Source organism: Pseudomonas atagonensis (assembly GCF_011369485.1).
Taxonomy (GTDB): Bacteria; Pseudomonadota; Gammaproteobacteria; order Pseudomonadales; family Pseudomonadaceae; genus Aquipseudomonas; species Aquipseudomonas atagonensis.
Genome location: NZ_VXCA01000044.1, coordinates 32,914 through 49,673 on the forward strand (window position 1 = coordinate 32,914; position 16,760 = coordinate 49,673).

General features: G+C 60.1%; 13 protein-coding genes. 5 read left to right on the forward strand and 8 right to left on the reverse strand.

What is annotated here, in order from left to right; translation table 11 throughout:
* Nucleotides 1-25: 25 nt before the first annotated feature.
* A complete protein-coding gene (locus F2P67_RS25830; RefSeq protein WP_166225578.1) occupies nucleotides 26-826 on the reverse strand; it encodes a helix-turn-helix transcriptional regulator in 801 nt (266 codons plus the stop codon).
* 179 nt (nucleotides 827-1,005) lie between these two features.
* On the opposite strand from F2P67_RS25830, the gene F2P67_RS25835 reads away from it, so the two are divergent.
* Genes F2P67_RS25835 through F2P67_RS25845 form a run of 3 tightly spaced genes read left to right on the forward strand, consistent with a single transcriptional unit; the run spans nucleotide 1,006 to nucleotide 2,615 of the window.
* Complete coding sequence (locus F2P67_RS25835; protein WP_166225581.1) at nucleotides 1,006-1,440, forward strand: NUDIX hydrolase; 435 nt, start codon at nucleotides 1,006-1,008, stop codon at nucleotides 1,438-1,440.
* A 24-nt stretch (nucleotides 1,441-1,464) separates the two neighbouring features.
* Entirely contained in the window at nucleotides 1,465-2,103 is a 639-nt protein-coding gene (locus F2P67_RS25840) for a LysE family translocator (protein ID WP_166225584.1), read from the forward strand.
* A gap of 2 nt (nucleotides 2,104-2,105) precedes the next feature.
* Nucleotides 2,106-2,615 carry a GNAT family N-acetyltransferase gene (locus F2P67_RS25845; RefSeq protein ID WP_166225587.1) on the forward strand — a complete coding sequence of 170 codons (510 nt, stop codon included), beginning with the start codon at nucleotides 2,106-2,108 and terminating at the stop codon, nucleotides 2,613-2,615.
* A gap of 86 nt (nucleotides 2,616-2,701) precedes the next feature.
* Here the strand turns inward: F2P67_RS25845 and metR are convergent, their stop codons facing one another.
* Nucleotides 2,702-3,619, reverse strand: coding sequence for a transcriptional regulator MetR (metR, locus tag F2P67_RS25850; protein WP_166225590.1), 918 nt, complete (start codon nucleotides 3,617-3,619; stop codon nucleotides 2,702-2,704).
* A 204-nt stretch (nucleotides 3,620-3,823) separates the two neighbouring features.
* Here metR and F2P67_RS25855 point away from each other — a divergent pair, with 204 nt between their 5' ends.
* Together F2P67_RS25855 and F2P67_RS25860 are read left to right on the forward strand one after the other, a co-directional pair.
* Nucleotides 3,824-4,858 (forward strand): alpha/beta fold hydrolase, encoded by a 1,035-nt coding sequence (locus tag F2P67_RS25855; RefSeq protein WP_166225593.1) that lies wholly within the window; start codon nucleotides 3,824-3,826, stop codon nucleotides 4,856-4,858.
* 134 nt (nucleotides 4,859-4,992) lie between these two features.
* Entirely contained in the window at nucleotides 4,993-10,608 is a 5,616-nt protein-coding gene (locus F2P67_RS25860; protein ID WP_166225596.1) for a dermonecrotic toxin domain-containing protein, read from the forward strand.
* Nucleotides 10,609-10,628: 20 nt separating this feature from the next.
* Here the strand turns inward: F2P67_RS25860 and F2P67_RS25865 are convergent, their stop codons facing one another.
* The 6 genes from F2P67_RS25865 to F2P67_RS25890 form a co-directional block, all read right to left on the reverse strand.
* Nucleotides 10,629-10,958, reverse strand: coding sequence for a GlpM family protein (locus tag F2P67_RS25865; protein WP_166225898.1), 330 nt, complete (start codon nucleotides 10,956-10,958; stop codon nucleotides 10,629-10,631).
* A gap of 20 nt (nucleotides 10,959-10,978) precedes the next feature.
* Nucleotides 10,979-12,307, reverse strand: coding sequence for a two-component response regulator AauR (aauR, locus tag F2P67_RS25870; protein ID WP_166225599.1), 1,329 nt, complete (start codon nucleotides 12,305-12,307; stop codon nucleotides 10,979-10,981).
* Nucleotides 12,304-14,205, reverse strand: a complete 1,902-nt coding sequence (aauS, locus tag F2P67_RS25875) for a two-component sensor histidine kinase AauS (protein WP_166225602.1) — start codon at nucleotides 14,203-14,205, stop codon at nucleotides 12,304-12,306. Before aauS ends, aauR begins: the two co-directional genes overlap by 4 nt.
* Before the next feature lie 251 nt (nucleotides 14,206-14,456).
* Nucleotides 14,457-15,191: an amino acid ABC transporter ATP-binding protein gene (locus tag F2P67_RS25880; RefSeq protein WP_007927141.1), complete on the reverse strand. Its 735-nt coding sequence runs from the start codon at nucleotides 15,189-15,191 to the stop codon at nucleotides 14,457-14,459.
* The gene (locus F2P67_RS25885) at nucleotides 15,188-15,859 is read right to left on the reverse strand and encodes an amino acid ABC transporter permease (protein WP_166225605.1); all 672 of its coding nucleotides are present in this window, start codon (nucleotides 15,857-15,859) and stop codon (nucleotides 15,188-15,190) included. Before F2P67_RS25885 ends, F2P67_RS25880 begins: the two co-directional genes overlap by 4 nt.
* Nucleotides 15,859-16,605: an amino acid ABC transporter permease gene (locus F2P67_RS25890; RefSeq protein WP_166225607.1), complete on the reverse strand. Its 747-nt coding sequence runs from the start codon at nucleotides 16,603-16,605 to the stop codon at nucleotides 15,859-15,861. Before F2P67_RS25890 ends, F2P67_RS25885 begins: the two co-directional genes overlap by 1 nt.
* Between the last annotated feature and the right edge of the window lie 155 nt (nucleotides 16,606-16,760).

A 16,760-nucleotide genomic window follows, 5' to 3' on the forward strand; every position in this document is an offset into this window, starting at 1 on the left:
GTTCGGACAGATTTTTTTGCGGCAGTCAGGCGTTCTGCGCCTGCAGGAAGATCGAAAACAGTTCTGACTGGGATTTGATCCCCAGCTTGCTGTACATGTGTTTCTTATGGACTTTCACGGTTTCCACGGAGATTTCCAGCTTACGGGCGATTTCTTTACTGGAGCAACCGCTGAGCATCAAGCGCCCGACATCCAGCTCGCGGGCGGTCAGTTGCGCGCCCTTGAGCTGTTGCACCGACGCCTCCAGTTGCCCGCGCCAGTCCACCGGCTCGCGGGCGGCGGCGAGGGCCACGGTTTCGTTGATTTCATAGGGCAGACGCTGGCGCAGCAGGCCCAGCACCCACGGTTGAATCAGCGACAACAATGCAATCTGCTCATTGCCGAAGCGCTGTTGGCTGCCCAGCGAGAGGCACAACGTGCGGTCGCCCTCGAGCTGACAATTGAACTGGATTTCGTCAGCGACCACATTCAGACGAAAGTATCGCTGGTAATACTCGGTCAGCTCGAAATGCTCCGGCGCGACTTCCGACAGGCGATACAAGCCGGTGCGCGATTGCTCGCGACAGGCAATATAAAAAGGGTCGAGCAGGTACAACCCGCGCAGGTAATCCTGAAACAACGGGTCAGGGCTGCCGTCCGCACTCGGGCATTCGGCGAACACTTGCGGGTGCTGATCGGCACTGAACAGCAGCGCCACCCAGCTATCGAACGGCACGTACTGGTCAAGCAAACGCACCAGTTGCGCCCAGAAATTCGGCTTGTCCAATGCGTCGATCAATTGCCCGACGGCGCGGTGCCAGGTGATGTCGTCAAACGAAACAGTCATGGATCTACCCCTGTCGGGTTTCCGGCTCTGTGTTTCTCTGGCCGGTCGCAGCTCAGCATACTGGCCCACAGACAGCCACCGGGCAATCTTTGCGCGCCCGGCCCTCATCCGGACACGCCTTTGCTCACAAGCGGCCGGCGTGTGATCCTTGGCGTTTTTGCGCCAAAGGTTTTCCCTTTATGTCGACTTCTACCGTTCAAACGCCCGGCCTGATCTGCATTGCCGCCGCTCTGTTGCTCAATGCGGATGGCCAGACCCTGCTGGTACGCAAGCGCGGCACCACGGCGTTCATGCAGCCGGGTGGCAAAATCGAGGCGCACGAGCTGCCGGTACATGCGCTGGCCCGTGAGCTGGAAGAGGAATTGGGATTGCAGATCGACCCTGCGCAGGCAAAGTTTCTCGGGCAGTTTTCGGCACCTGCGGCCAACGAGCCTGGATTTGTCGTACAAGCGGAAATCTTTCAGCTGACGATCGAAGCCGAAGTGTCTCCGGCCGCCGAAATAGAAGAAGTGGTGTGGATCGATCCGGCCACTGACGGTGATGTCGTTCTGGCGCCATTGACACGCGACCTGATCCTGCCGTTTTATCGAGCCTCGCTGACTGCCAGCGCCTGATCTGCCACGCAAAGGATGCCACCCATGATCCCGTTACCTGACTTGCTGATCTTCGCCGCCGCTGCGTTATTGATGGTGCTGACGCCCGGGCCGAACATGATCTACCTGATCTCGCGTTCGATCTGTCAGGGGCGCAAGGCCGGGGTCACATCGCTGCTCGGTGTGGTGGCGGGATTCTTTGTGCACATGTTTGCCGCTGCGGCCGGTCTGACCGCTGTGTTTCTCGCCGTACCGATGGCCTATGAAGTACTGAAATGGGCCGGTGCGCTCTACCTGTTGTGGCTGGCCTGGCAAGCGCTCAAACCCGGCGCGCGTTCACCGTTCGAAGCGCAGCAACTGCCGCCGGACTCCTCGCGAAAACTGATCACCATGGGGTTTCTGACCAGTGCGTTGAACCCGAAAATCGCGGTGTTTTATCTCTCGGTGTTTCCGCAGTTCATCTCGCCCGAACACGGTTCGGTGTTTACGCAGAGCATCATCCTCGGGCTGACTCAGATCAGCGTCAGTTTCTGCGTCAATCTGCTGATCGCGTTGTTCGCCGCCGGCATCGCATCGTGGTTTGTGCGCAACCCGACGTGGCTGGCGATGCAGCGATACATCATGGGTATGGTGCTCGGCGGTCTGGCCGTGCGGCTGATGCTTGAGCAGCGCCGGACGGCTTGAACATGTGGATCGAACGCCTGGACGCCAGTCACGCGCTGGCCTATCGCGAACTGATGCTCGAAGCCTATGACCGCCATCCACAGGCGTTCACGTCCAGCGTGCGCGAACGGGCGGTGATGCCGCTGAGCTGGTGGGAGGCGCGGCTGACCAGCAAACTGGATCTGGTATTGGGGGCGTTCGAGGGCGGGACGCTGGCCGGCATTGTCGGGCTGGCGTTCGAGCCTCGGGAAAAGGCCCGGCACAAAGCCACGTTGTTCGGGATGTATATTTCGGCGGATTTTCGAGGGCACGGCCTGGGTTATGAACTGGTGCAAGCGGCGCTGACCGAAGCGCAAAACCATCCGGCGCTGAAGCTCGTTCAACTGACCGTTACCGCCGGAAATGACGCAGCGTTCAGACTCTATGAGCGCTGCGGTTTCATCCAGTTCGGCCTCGAACCGTTGGCCGTACGCGTCGGTGAAGACTACTTCGACAAGATCCACATGTGGCGCCAACTTCCCCGCGAAGCATAAAGGCCTGGTGAGTCACCTTGTGTTGAGGGGATAAATTCCCTCAGCACAAAATCTCTCTTCACTCTCCATCGTGTTTACGGTGCTGATCAGCGCACCGCACTCACCCCATCCAGCGTCGAGAACGAGGTGTCCTTGGCCGTCAGCAGAAAATCGCGCATATAGGGCGCATCCAGCATGTCTGTGCGAACTGCGGCGTAGAGCGTTGCGAACAGGCCTTTTTCGCCCAGTCGCTTGGCCTTCACGTAACCGCGCGAGCTGTATTCATGCAGCGCCCAGTGCGGCATGCCGCAGACGCCACGGCCGCTGGCGACCAGTTGCATCATCATCACGGTCAGTTCGGAGGTGCGTACCTGCGCCGGTTCAATGTCGGCCGGTTCGAGGAAGCGGGTGAAGATGTCCAGACGATCGCGTTCCACCGGATACGTGATCAACGTTTCCGTCAGCAAGTCTTCGGGAACAATGTACGGCTTGTTCGCCAGCGCATGCTGATTGGCCACCGCGAGCATGGCTTCGTAGGTAAACAGCGGCACGTAGGTGATGCCGGCAATATCCAGCGGATCCGACGTCACCACCAGATCCAGATCGCCACGGGCCAGCGCCGGCAACGGGGCAAACGAGAAGCCCGAGGCGAGGTCGAGTTCGACTTCCGGCCATGCATCGCGGAACTGGTCGATGGTCGGCATCAGCCACTGGAAGCAACTGTGGCATTCGATCGCCATGTGCAAACGCCCGGCGGTGCCGCCGGCCAGACGACTGATGTCGCGCTCGGCGGCGCGCAGCAGCGGCAGGGTCGCGTCGGCCAGTTGCAGCAAGCGCAGACCGGCGCTGGTGAAACGCACCGGTTTGGTCTTGCGCACGAACAACGGCATGCCCATGCGTTCTTCCAGTTCCTTGAACTGGTGGGACAGCGCCGACTGCGTCAGGTGCAGTCTGTCGGCGGCATCCACCAGGCTGTCGGCTTCGCGCAAGGCGTGCAGGGTTTTCAGATGGCGGATCTCAAGCACCAGTGGCTCCATGAATGAAATTTGCTGATTCAGCGATGGTGGTGAGTTTGTCTCATGTTGGCGAGGCTGTCGACCATGGCCTTTCGCACGTGTGCAATGACCGCTCGGCACTCTTCATCAAACTGTCACGCAACTGTGGCAGCGCGCTTGAACAAAGTTCATCAGACTCGCGCTCTACTGGGGTTCTGCGTTTCGGTGTTTTTCATGCTCAAAGGATTTTTTTCAGTCGCGGCCGTTCTGGCCGCGCTTTTATTCGGTTTGCCGGCCTCTGCGGCATCGCGCTGCGACATCAATGTCCCGACTGAGCGGGTTGACCTGGCTCAGGTGAGCCTGGCGTATCAGAGCATCGGCCGCGCCTCGGATCCGGCGTTGTTGCTGGTCATGGGGCTGGGCGGGCAACTGATTCACTGGCCGGATGAAGTGGTGGTTGCCCTGTGTCAGCAGGGCTTTCGGGTCATTCGTTACGACAACCGCGACGTCGGTCTGTCGACCTGGCGTCAGGCGCCGGCCGACGCCAATCTGACCTTTGAAGTGCTGCGCTACAAACTCGGCCTGCCGGTGGCGGCGCCGTACAGCCTGACCGATATGGCCGATGATGCGCTGGGTCTGATGGACGCGCTGCACGTGGAGCAGTTCCATGTGCTGGGCGCGAGCATGGGCGGGATGATTGCTCAGCATCTGGCCGCCATGGCGCCGCAACGGGTCGAGAGCCTGACACTGATCATGACCAGTTCCGGGGCCGAAGGCCTGCCGGCGCCGAGTGCGGCGCTGGTGCAATTGCTGGCGCGTCGCGGCGCACCGAATCGCGAGGTGGCGCTGGAGCAGCAGGCGGACTTGCTCGCCGCGCTCGGCAGTCCCGCCGTCACTGATGATCGTCAGGCCTTGCTGCACCAGGCCGCGATTGCCTACGATCGCGCGTTCAATCCTGAAGGCGTGAAGCGTCAGATCATGGCGATTCTTGCCGAGCCCAGTCGGGTCGCCTTGCTCAATCAGTTGCGGGTACCGACGCTGGTAGTGCATGGCACGGCGGATCCGCTGCTGCCGGTGATGCACGGCGTGCATCTGGCGGCGCACATTCAGGGCAGCCAGCTGAAGTTGATTCCGGGGCTGGCCCACCGTTTTCAGGAGGCGTTCAAGGCGCCGTTGCTGGCGGCGGTGTTGCCGTACCTGCAGGCGCATCGCGAGGACACTTCGCACTGGGCGCAGATTGATCCGGTGGTGGAGCACAATCTGCTGTGATCGCGGCCCGTAATGTGCCGTAACAGGCTGGCGGCATGCGATACATATGTACCACCTTCGACGGGTTGGCTCTGGCTCTAATGGCGGCACCGGGTGATGAGGATTCGCCTCGCCCCAGCACCGAGCCAGGCTTCATGACTGAACACACGCTACCTTCTGCACCAGCCCCTGCCGCGACATCCGACAGCCAATTTGCCCTGCTCGAAGACAGTCATCCGCTCGACGAGAATCTGCTGTTCAATGCCGTGGAGCGCTGGGGTGGTTGTCGTGAGCGATTCCTTGAGTTGATTGCCGATGCACCGTTTGTCCGGGCGTCGATTCATCGAATGGTATTGCAGGAGCTGCAACTGGAGAGCAACCAGGTCGTGCTGGGGTTCAACGCCACCGAAGAGCGCGCGCAGTCCTTTATCACTCTGGCCAATGCCTGTGCCTTCCTGCAGCAATCGCCGGATCTGCACGGCGCCGGCAATCAGCCTGACACCCTCGTCGGGCTGAACCCGACACAACGGCTGATCTACCCGTCGCCAGAACCCTTGCTCAAAGCCCTCAAGGGTCTTGATCTGCACACATTTCTCGGTGAGCGCTGGAAGGTTTTCTGGGAAGCCAGAGCCCTTGGCACGCCCGAGTCTCGCCGCGATCTGGCGCACCGTTTGTGCCGTCAACATCTGGAAGCTGCGGCTCAAATAGCGTTGGCCCGGGGTACCTGCACGGGGCAGGCGCTGCAGCCGGCACTGGCGGTCATCAATTCGAGTTCCGGGGTGATCCGCTTTGAGGAGCAGGCTGTCAACGCCTGGCAATTGTTTTTGACCGATGCGCAGGGCCGCAAGACGTCCTTGCCCGGCGCGTTCGTGATGGCCCTCGAAACGGAGGAACCGGTCAGCCAGTTGCTGTATGTGCCGGGTCACCCGGTGGCACTGAAGTCGTTCGCACAGCGCAGCGCGATGGAACAATGGTTGCTCGAGCAGCCACAGCTTTTTTCCGCTGACGTGCTGATCGATGATCGGTGCTCTCTGGGTTACATCGCCATCGAGCGTCCCGTCGAATCGGCCATCGAACAATGGACAGGTCTGGTCGTGGACGTGCAGATGCGCAGCCTTCGTCCCGGCAAAAACGCGAGCATGGTCACTGACGGCAGTACGGCGCTGACCCTGGCCGATCAACAGGATCGGTTGCGTCAGACTGGCGCTTTGTTTGCAGCACCGCCCGCCGTCGCAGAGTCACCCGTGGACGAGGCAGACGTTCCGGTGTTCGGTTTACTCAATGCCGATATTCCCCTGAGCGTCCGCCGACGGGCCGTGGAGCGGCAGCATGAGTTTCTTGAAAACTTTGTGGGCAACTGGTTTGACGGTCAGCAGGATGACGAACGTTACCGGCAACTGAAAACCGCGATGCAGTCGCTGACAACTTGCGAACAAAGTGCCCATGCCGCCGCCGCTGCATTGCTCACCAAAAAAACGCCGTTGCAGATGCTGGAGCTGCGCCAGCTCCCTAACACGCACTACGACGATCTCTACAAGGCGCGCCGTGATGGTTTACGCGCCGAAGCCAGCCTGCAGAAGTGGCTCGGCAACATCAGTGCCGATGAGCACCGCTTGCTTGAGGCGGTTCTCGATCACCCGATGGCTGCCAACCGTACCTTGGCGGTATCTGTCATGAGCCTGACCTTGTCGGCCACGGTGGTGGGTGAAAACGTCGTCCCGACGCATAGCATTGACGGCGCAGTGCTCATTACAGCACCGGACATGTGGGATGAAACGCAACCGCGACCTGGCGTTTTGCTCTATTGCCCTGGAGGCCACGGTGGCCTGCAACGCTTTGCCTCGGTGGCGGAGCTGGAACACCGGGTGTTCAAAGTCTTGCCGGGCAACAGCGGGCTGACCCTGCATCTGTCGCCCCTGCAGGGTGACCCTTTCGAGTTCGGTTTGCAGAATCAGCTGCACCGCTGCGAGCAGACGGCGGCGGGGCTGATCACGCAGCACCGGGGTCTGGCGCCGGCGCTGCTCGGCACCGAGCTGGAAAAGCTGCAAATCGAAACCCGCGAAGCCTTGCGTGTACCGGTGAACGAGGCGCGCGAGCAGGCTTACGACCAGCTCATCGAGCAACATCGTAGCGGTGTGCTGGTCGGGCAAGTGCCAACGTGGTTGAGCCGGTTGTCGAAGCTCCATCGCGAGCGATTCAAAACCGCCATCACCGCATACATTCAGGCGATGAAACGTGCTCATCAGTTGCTCGAGCGAGAACTGCCGCACCGTGATGAATTCAGCAGCAAAAAAGCCGAAGCGCATATCCGTGAGGATCTCGCCCTCAAACAGCCATTTACGATCACCCTCGATCTGCCGGATTCGACACGGTGGGGACGGACACTGACGGAAGGCGCCGCACCGGGCACGCCGCAAAAGGGCGTTCTGATCCCTAGCGAGAGCCGCAGAAAAATACCGTTGATTGATCTTCTACAGACCAACATCGACGACCCGATGTGGTGGCGCATGCTCTGCGGCAAGATCGAGTTCACCAGCGATTCGCCCGCCGAGCGCGAGACGCTGACCGCCAGGGTGACGATGCGTTATCTGCTGGATCTCGCCGAATCAATGAACCTTGCGCAAAAGTACGACGATCTGATCGTCAGCACATTCGTGGGCAGCGGAAATGCATCGGTATTCAGTAACGAGCATCGCCGTGAGTGCCTGATCGAACCCTGGCGTCAGATGCTCAAATTGCAGGGCGATGCGGCGCTACATCAACAACATATCGATGAAGCTGGCTGGGTTGTGTTGAACAAGGCGATCGATGCCTGCACAGAAGCGATGTTTGCCGCCGATGGCAAACAATTGGTGTTGCTGCCGGCGCGTCTGACCGTGGGTGGTGTCGACACCAATGACGGCCCCAGCACATTGTCCGGCGTGACGTTCATTCATGAGCAGACCAGCGGACTGACGCTGCTCTATCTTCCTGAAAGCCCTGACGGCAGGTTTTTCCACCAGCGCGACAGCCTCGATACGGCACGCAAGAAACTGTTCGAGTTGTGCCTGCACGCTTCGATGGTGAATTACCTCGCTGGTCGCGCCGTTCAGGGCGATTTTGCCCGGCACGTGTTGCGCATCAATCAATCCTTGATCAAACACTTTGACGCTTTGATTGGCGTCGGAACAGCCTGGCCAGCGACGACTTCGCTGGCTGCGCATCAACTCGATGCCCACATGGGGCGGTTGCTGGAGGCTCACCGTTCCACATCGCGCTCCAACACCGATTTGTATCAAGAGGCTTATGCGCTCAAGGGCGGCGCACTGTTCAATTATCTGAAAATGGCGTTGGGTATGGTGCCGTTTGTGGGCACGGCGATTGCCCTGTATGACGCCTGGGCCAGCGCCAATCTTGCGGTCGCCGCGTTTTTGCGTGGAGAAGTCGGTCATGGTCTGGCAGAGCTCGAATCGGTTCTGCTGTCATTGATCGATGCGGCGATGGATATCGCCTCCGGTGTCAGCGTCAATGCTGCCGCTGCGCCGGCCGCCACCCGAAAACTGTCGCGCACGCGTCAGTTGAAGGGGCTGGCCAGGAGCAGTGGTGCGTTGCATCGACCTTCTTTGCGCAAGGCTCGACACGTCGCAGACAGGTTTGAGGGGTATGAGTACGAAAAGGATATTTCTCTGGTCGGTCTGCAGCCGGTATCCGAAGGCCTGTACCGCAATGTCTATCGCCACGCTGAGGGTGACTTCATCATCCGGCAGGGGCGCATCTACCGCGTGACGTTGAAAGACCGGACGTTGCGTTTGTACGGAACACGCCTGAAGAGTTATCAGCAACCGATTGCGGTGGACGAAGCCGGGCATTGGGACACGCATTTTGCGGTATACGGCACCCTGTTCAGTGAAGGACTGGACGCCGGCGGTAACGTGATCGGGGCGGTGGCCGATGGACTCGACCCGCTCTGGCCGCAGGCTTTACGGCAGTGGCTGCCACGCTGGTGGACGGATGCGGCGTACCGACGCCAACGCATGCTGAGTCAGACGGTCGATGCCCTGACCCGGCAACTCGATAACCAGCACCGCGCTACCAATCGTACGTTGGCGCAGTACCACGCCAGTGCACAGCAAACTCGTCTTTCCGGGCAGGCTGTCGTGGATGCGGCGTGCGTCAACGACATTGAGCTGGCGGGCAGGCAGTTCGCGCAACTGGAGCAATTACGGCCACTGAGTACCGGAAACAAACGCGCACTGGTGCGATCGCTGCAGAGCCAAATGGCGTTGATCGTGGTCAATCGCCATGTGCACCGCATCGATCTGGCCAGAGAACGCTGCCTGGCCTTGATCGACGAGATTGGCACGATCACCGAGGCGCTGATTGAAATGCCGGTTGGCGAGGTTCAAGGACGGTTGCGCCAACTGCGAAAAGCCCGGGACGTGCGAATTCGCCTGGTTAAAAAACTGGATCAACTGGACGCTGATGCCGAGCAGATCGGGCAGTGGCGCCAGCGAATTGTTGAAAGTGAGCACAAGCGTTTTGCTGCCGAAGATCTGGCTGGACTGGAAACCGGTTTTACCCCCGCCAAACGCGACTACATCAAGACCCTCAATTACCTGGCGTTGATCAGTAATTTTGACAATGTCGGCGACCCGTCCTGGTCGTATCTGCAGGAGGTCATGCGAAGGGCACGGGGTCTGGTGTATGACGCGCTTCATGCCCAGCAGAACCTTGCCAGCGTCATCGCCACCCGCAACCAGCGCAATCGGTTACTGGAGGAATGCATCGAGGCGTACGAGCAGTTTCGTCGTGATATCAATGTCTGGAGCATCACTGACGCTCAGCACTTCTATCTGAATCAGATACCTGCGCTGGCGGAGCAACTCGACAAAATGACTGCGCATGCCCGGGCCGGGATCAAGCACGGCGTGGTGCAGGGCAAAGAGGCGAGCAGCAGCGGCATGCGGGTGTTTGAAACCGACGGCAACCGATTGATGATCGGTGTCGAAAGCATTGATCCGGTGAGTCGTCAGACCCGCTTCACCACGTTCGGAGAGAGTCGGGCAGAAAACTGGTTACCCAAGTCTGATGGCCGTTATCAGCGTCAGTCTGCACCGGCGATCTTGCAGCCCGCTCCGGCGGACAATCTGAATCATCTGGTGGCTGAGGCGCGAATCAGGCTCGCTGGCCAGGATGACTATGTGGCGAAGGTCAGGGGCTACGCTGATCAGGACATGTTGCCCGCCAGTCTGGAAGACATGTTGGCCCGAGAGGCGGCGGCGCTGACGCAACGCGCCCAGCGAATCACGCAGCTCTCGCCCAACCATGCTGTCGCTGCACAGTTGACGGATCAGGCGCACCTGCTCAGGAAAACGGGGCGCAGCCTGCGTATCACGCAAACGCTGAAAAGCAAAACGCCGACGGCGGGGCATCTGGACTATCTGATGGAGGCCGCGACACCGGACCAGGCATTTGTCGACATTCAAAAGGTCGGCGGGTTGCGGGAACTGAGCCGGAAGAAGGGCGGGAAGCGCGATTTCCTGCAGGAATATCTGGTTCGCGACCTGACGCAAAATCCGCCCGCGCCGCTGTGGTACGCGCACTTTCACTACGAGTCGGATACACCGCCATTCAATGAGTTTGTAAAAGCTCATCTGAAGCTGCCGGAGCAGCGCAACCTCGGCCTGAAGTGGCAGCAATGGCAAGCGGAAAGCGGCGTGCCGGTCGATTCGATCTGGCGGGGAGACATCAATACTGCGTTGGCCGGCAAGCATTTCCAGAGGCTGGATTAAATCCAATTCTGCACGCCGAATCAGGCGTGCAGGCGAACCCAGACGCTGACCAGCACCGTCGCGGCGATTAACCAGGCCACAGCCGCGACGGCCAAGGAAGCTTCCAGACGCATCCGGTCAACCATCACGTACAAGGTCGCCAGATAAACGAAGTACGGAATGATCGACCACATGCCGAACACGATGGTGGTCTTCAGATCGTCCAGCGAGCGGCTTTTGCCGACGATGTAATGGGCGATCAGGGCGAAGGTCGGGAACAGCGGCACGAGGCCGGCGATGTAATAGTTTTTGGTCTTCGACAGCGCGGCGAGGATCACCACCACGGCTGCACCCAATAACGCTTTGAAGATCAGATCCACGTCGTTCTCGCTTAATGGCTCAGGCCGTATTTTTTGACTTTGTCGAACAGCGTAGTTTTGGCCATCCCCAGTTCCAGGCTGGCCTGAGTCAGGTTGCCGCCGCTGCGTTGCAGGGCATCACTGAGCAGATTGCGCTCGAAAGCTTCGACCGCCTCGGCGAAGGCGAGTGTCTGGCCGCCGCTGCTGGCACCGGACTTTTTGAACGCCGGCAGGCCGAGGGCGAAACGTTCTGCGACGTTGCGCAGCTCGCGCACGTTGCCCGGCCAGTCGTGGCTCATCAGGTTCGACAGGGTTTGGTTGTCCAGCTCGGGCAGCGCGCGGTCAAAGCGCAGGGCCGACTGTTGGGTGAAGTGTTCGAACAGTTGCAGGATGTCTTCGCGGCGCTCGCGCAGCGGCGGCAGTTCCAGGGTCACCACGTTGAGGCGGTAGTACAAGTCGCTGCGAAACTCGCCGGCCTTGCTCGATTCGTCGAGGTCGGATTTGGTCGCCGCGATCACCCGGCAATCGACCGCGACGCTCTGGTTCGAGCCGAGGCGTTCGAGGGTGCGCTCCTGCAAGACTCGCAGCAGTTTGATCTGCAGCGGCAACGGCATGCTTTCCACTTCGTCGAGAAACAAGGTGCCGCCGTCGGCGTGTTCGATCTTGCCGATGCGGCGTTTACCGGCGCCGGTGAAAGCGTTGGCCTCGTGGCCGAAGATTTCACTTTCGAAGAGGTTTTCCGGCAGACCGCCACAGTTCAGCGCGACAAACTGCTTGCTGTGACGGCGACTGAAATCGTGCAGGCAACGCGCGACCAGTTCCTTGCCGGTGCCGGTCTCGCCTTCGATCAGTACGTTGGCCGAAGTGTCAGCAACGTTGGCAATCAGTTCGCGCAGGTTCTGCATGGCTGGCGAGCGGCCGATGATCCGGCCCTCCAGAGAATCGCGTTCGGCCAGTTGTCTGCGCAGCGACGAGACTTCACGGGCGAGGCTGCGTTGCTCCAGCGCGCGGCGGGCGACATCGACCAGTCGTTCCGGCGAGAACGGTTTTTCCATGAAATCGTAAGCGCCTTTCTGCATGGCGCCGACAGCCATGGAGATGTCGCCGTGACCGGTGATCAACACCACTGGCAAGCTGCGATCACGGGCCTTGAGACGGGTCAGTAACTCGAGGCCATCGATACCCGGCAGGCGAATGTCGCTGATGACGATGCCGGCAAAATTGTCGCCAACCTGCTCCAGCGCTTCTTCGGCACTGCCGACACCAATACAGGGAATGTCTTCCAGCGTCAGCGCCTGTTGGCAACCCAGCAACACATGGGGGTCGTCTTCGACGATCAACACACTAAGGTCGTTGTTCATATTGGCTCGGCAGGTGTGGGGCTTACCAACGGTAAACTGAGGACGAAGGTGGTGCCACCGCTGGCCGGGTGTTCGACACCCAGATGCCCGCCGGTGGCGGCCGCGAGGCTGGCAGAAAGGGTCAGGCCCAACCCCAGGCCTTGCTCGCCGGGTTTGGTGGTGAAGAACGGTTCGAACAAGTGCTTTCGTGCTTCGGCGTCGACGCCGTGACCGTTGTCGCGTACTCGCAGACGGTATTTGCCATTGAATTCTTCGCCTTCGAGCCACAGTTCCGGCTGCGGTTGTGCCTGCATCGCGTCGAGGGCGTTGCCGACCAGATTGACCAGAATCTGTTCGAGGCGGGTCTGGTCGATTTGCACCTGGACGTCTTCGAACTGGCGATGCAGTGCCAGCGCCGATTGCTCCACGCGCGCGCCGAGTACTTGCAGCGCGGCCTCCACCGCTTTGCCGAGGCTGGCCTGGCCTTTGTTGTCGCCGCGTCGGGCAAAGGAACGCAGGCTGGCGGTGATGCGGCCCATGCGGTCGATCAGATCGTTGATGGTCTTGAGGTTGGTGCTGGCGACATCGAGCTGGCCGCGCTCGAGGAAACGGATGGTGTTGCCGGACAACGTGCGCATCGCTGCCAGCGGCTGGTTCAATTCATGGGCGATGCTGGTCGACATCTGGCCGATGGCCGCCAGTTTGCCGGCCTGCACCAACTCATCCTGGGCGCGGCGCAACGTCTCCTCGGCCTGACGCCGTTCGCGGATCTGACTCTTCAAGCGATCGTTGCTGGCGCGCAGGTCAGCGGTGCGTTCGGTAATCCGACGCTCGAGTTGATTGTTGGCTTCCTGCAAGGCTTCGCGGGCGGCGAGGCGGGTGGCGATGACCTTGCGCCGCTCGTTCCAGGCGATCAGCAGAAACGCCACCAACGCAAAGGCAACGGCGACGAGAATGCCCTGGTTGATCGCTTCGCGCCGCAAATCCTGCAGCGGTGTGAGCAGGGTGAAATTCCACGGTGTGTCGCTCAGCGGCCGGGTCTGTGCCAGATAACTGATGTCATCTTCGTCGGATTGCACTTCGCTATTGGCCGGGAAAGTGAGTTTTTCCACCCCCTCGGCGAGGGTTTCCCGAGCCAGCGGTTGCAATTCGTTGAGCGGAAACCAGTAGTACTGCAGGCTGCGGGCGAGTTTTTCCTTGATCTCGTCACTCAGCGGCACCACGGATTTCAGTCGGCGGGCCGGATCGCTGGAGAGAATGATGATGCCGTTTTCGTCGCTGACAAAGGCTTCGAGGCGCGCGCGTTGCCAGCGTTCTTCCATGGCTTCCAGGCGCACCTTGACCACGGCGACGCCAATGATCTTGCCGTGTTCTTCGAGGCCGTGCGCGAGGTAGTAACCGGGTTCGCCGCTGGTGCTGCCGATCCCGTAGAAACGTCCGGGTGCGCCGCGTATGGCTTTCTGGAAATAGGCGCGAAAGGACAGGTCTTCACCGAGGTAACTGTCGACGTCGCGCCAGTTGCTGGTGGCCATGACGCGGCCGGTGGTGTCCATCACGTAGATGGCCCGGCTGCGGCTGCGCCGGTTCAGGCCTTCAAGGTAATCGTTGACCGATTGCCGGTGTTCCGGGGTCGGGTCGGCCAGCAGCTTCGGAACACTCGATTCGAGTTCCAGCAGGCTGGGCAGGTAGGTGTATTTGCTGATCTCGCTTTCAACGGCGCGGGCGTTCAGTTCGAGCTGGCGCTGACCGTTCTCGCTGAGATTGCGGATACCGAAATGTTCACTGGTCCAGAAGCCGGCATAACCCAGCCCGATCATCAGGGCGATGATCAGCGGTGGCAGGAACAAATGGCGGATCAGACGGGGTTTCACGGCAAGTGATGGCGGCGCTGCGCGATAGAGATTGGGGTCGCATTTCATCACAGATGCCTTGGGTCAACCACAACACTTGTTTGTGAATCACCGCTGGTTTGGAGGTGGACTATGTGGCGAGGGGATTTATCCCCGTTGGGTTGCGAAGCAGCCCCAAAACCATCACTGCGGTTTAACTGAAAGACCGCATGCACAGGTTTTACGACTGCTGCGCAGCCGGACGGGGATAAATCCCCTCGCCACAGGTGATCTCATTGTCATCAGCCCGCTCCCCATAGCCGGGGAGCGGGATGTTGCTTTTAGTGCTGCAGAATCTTCTCGAGGAAGTGCTGAGCGCGTTCGGAGCGGGCGTTGATGTCGCCGAAGAATTCCTCTTTCGGACAGTCTTCGATGATCTTGCCGGCGTCCATGAAGATCACGCGGTCAGCCACTTTGCGGGCGAAGCCCATTTCGTGGGTCACGCACATCATGGTCATGCCTTCGTGGGCCAGTTGCACCATCACGTCGAGTACTTCGTTGACCATTTCCGGGTCGAGCGCCGAGGTCGGTTCGTCGAACAGCATGACGATCGGATCCATCGCCAGCGCACGGGCAATCGCCACACGCTGTTGCTGACCACCGGACAGTTGCCCCGGGTGTTTGTGGGCGTGGGCGGACAGACCGACGCGCTCCAGCAGTTGCAGACCTTTCTTGGTCGCCTCTTCCTTGCTGCGGCCCAGCACCTTGATCTGCGCGATGGTCAGGTTTTCGGTGATGGTCAGGTGCGGGAACAGTTCGAAATGCTGGAACACCATGCCGACGCGCGAACGCAGTTTCGGCAGGTTGGTCTTCGGGTCGGCAATCGAGGTGCCATCGACGACGATGTCGCCTTTCTGGAACGGCTCCAGCGCGTTGACGCATTTGATCAGGGTCGATTTGCCGGAACCCGACGGGCCGCAGACCACGATCACTTCGCCTTTTTTGACCTCGGTGCTGCAATCAGTCAGCACCTGGAAGTCCCCATACCACTTGTTGATGTTTTTGATAGAGATCATACGGCGAACCTTTTTTGCAGACGCTTGACCAGCAGCGAGGCGGAAAAGCTGATGATGAAGTAGACGACACCGGCGAAGATCAGGAACTCGTTGGAACGACCAATGATGTCGCCGCTGGAGCGGGAGGCGTTAAGGAAGTCGACCAGGCCCACGGTGTAGACCAGCGAGGTGTCCTGGAACAGGATGATCGACTGTTGCAGCAGCAACGGCGTCATCTTGCGGAACGCCTGCGGCAGGATGATCAAACGCATCATCTGGCCGTAAGTCATGCCCAGCGCCTGTGCGGCGCCCATCTGGCCTTTCGGGATCGACTGCACGCCAGCCCGGACGATTTCGCAGAAGTACGCCGCTTCAAACATCATGAAGGCGACGATGCACGAAGTGAACGCACCGATCGGGGTATCTTCGCCGGTGATCCAGCGCAGCACGAACGGCACCGCCAGATAGAACCAGGTGATCACCAGCAGCAGCGGGATCGAACGGAAATAGTTGACGTACGCGCCGGCGAGGTTCGACAGCAGTTTGTTATGCGACAGACGGCACAGCGCGAGGATGGTGCCGAGAATGATCCCGCCCACTACGCCCATCGCCATCAGCTTGAGGGTCATCACCATGCCGTTCCACAAACCGGGAATGGCCGGGACGATGCCACTGAAATCGAATTCCATTATTTACCCCCCACGGAGATCAGGCCGGGCACGGCGACTTTCTTCTCGACCACGCGCATCAGCAGCATCAGGCTCATGTTCAGGGTGAAATAAATCAGGGTCGCCAGGGTGAACGCTTCGAACAGGTTGGCCGAGAATTCGGCAGTCTGTTTGGTCTGCGCGAGCAGTTCCATCAGGCCGATCAGTGACGCCACGGAGGAGTTCTTGAACACGTTCAAAAATTCCGAGGTAAGCGGCGGAATGATGATCCGGTAGGCCTGGGGCAGCAGCACGTTCCAATAGATCTGCGGCAGCTTGAAGCCCATCGCACGGGCAGCGGATTCCTGACCGCGTGGCAGCGCCTGGATACCGGTACGCACTTGCTCGCAAACGCGGGCGGCGGTGAACAGACCCAGGCACACGACAACGCTCAGGTAGGCCGAGGTGGTCGGGTTGAGATCCTGTTTGTACCAGTCCTGCAGGTTTTGCGGCAGCAGGTCGGGTACCAGGAAGTACCAGATGAACAGCTGAACCAGCAGCGGCACGTTACGGAACAGTTCGACGTAGCAGGTCGCGATGCCCGATACGAGGCGGTTCGGCACAGTGCGCATGACCCCCAGAATGGAGCCCAGCAGCAAGGCGATAATCCATGCCACGACAGCGATGGCGATGGTCCAGCCCAGGCCGGCGATGTACCAGTCGAGATAGGTCTCGCTGCCAACGCCGGTGGACTTGAAGAACACGCCCCAGTCCCAGTTGTAATTCATTAGGGTCTCCCCTCGAGATCGATCGATGTACAAGCACCCACTTGGGGAAAATCCTTTCCCGTCCGGCGTTGAACGCCGGGCACACGCGATCGGCTCGAAAACCGCCAGGTCGAGTGTTCCACAGTAAAGCCAGCAGGTAGTAACAGACGCCTGAG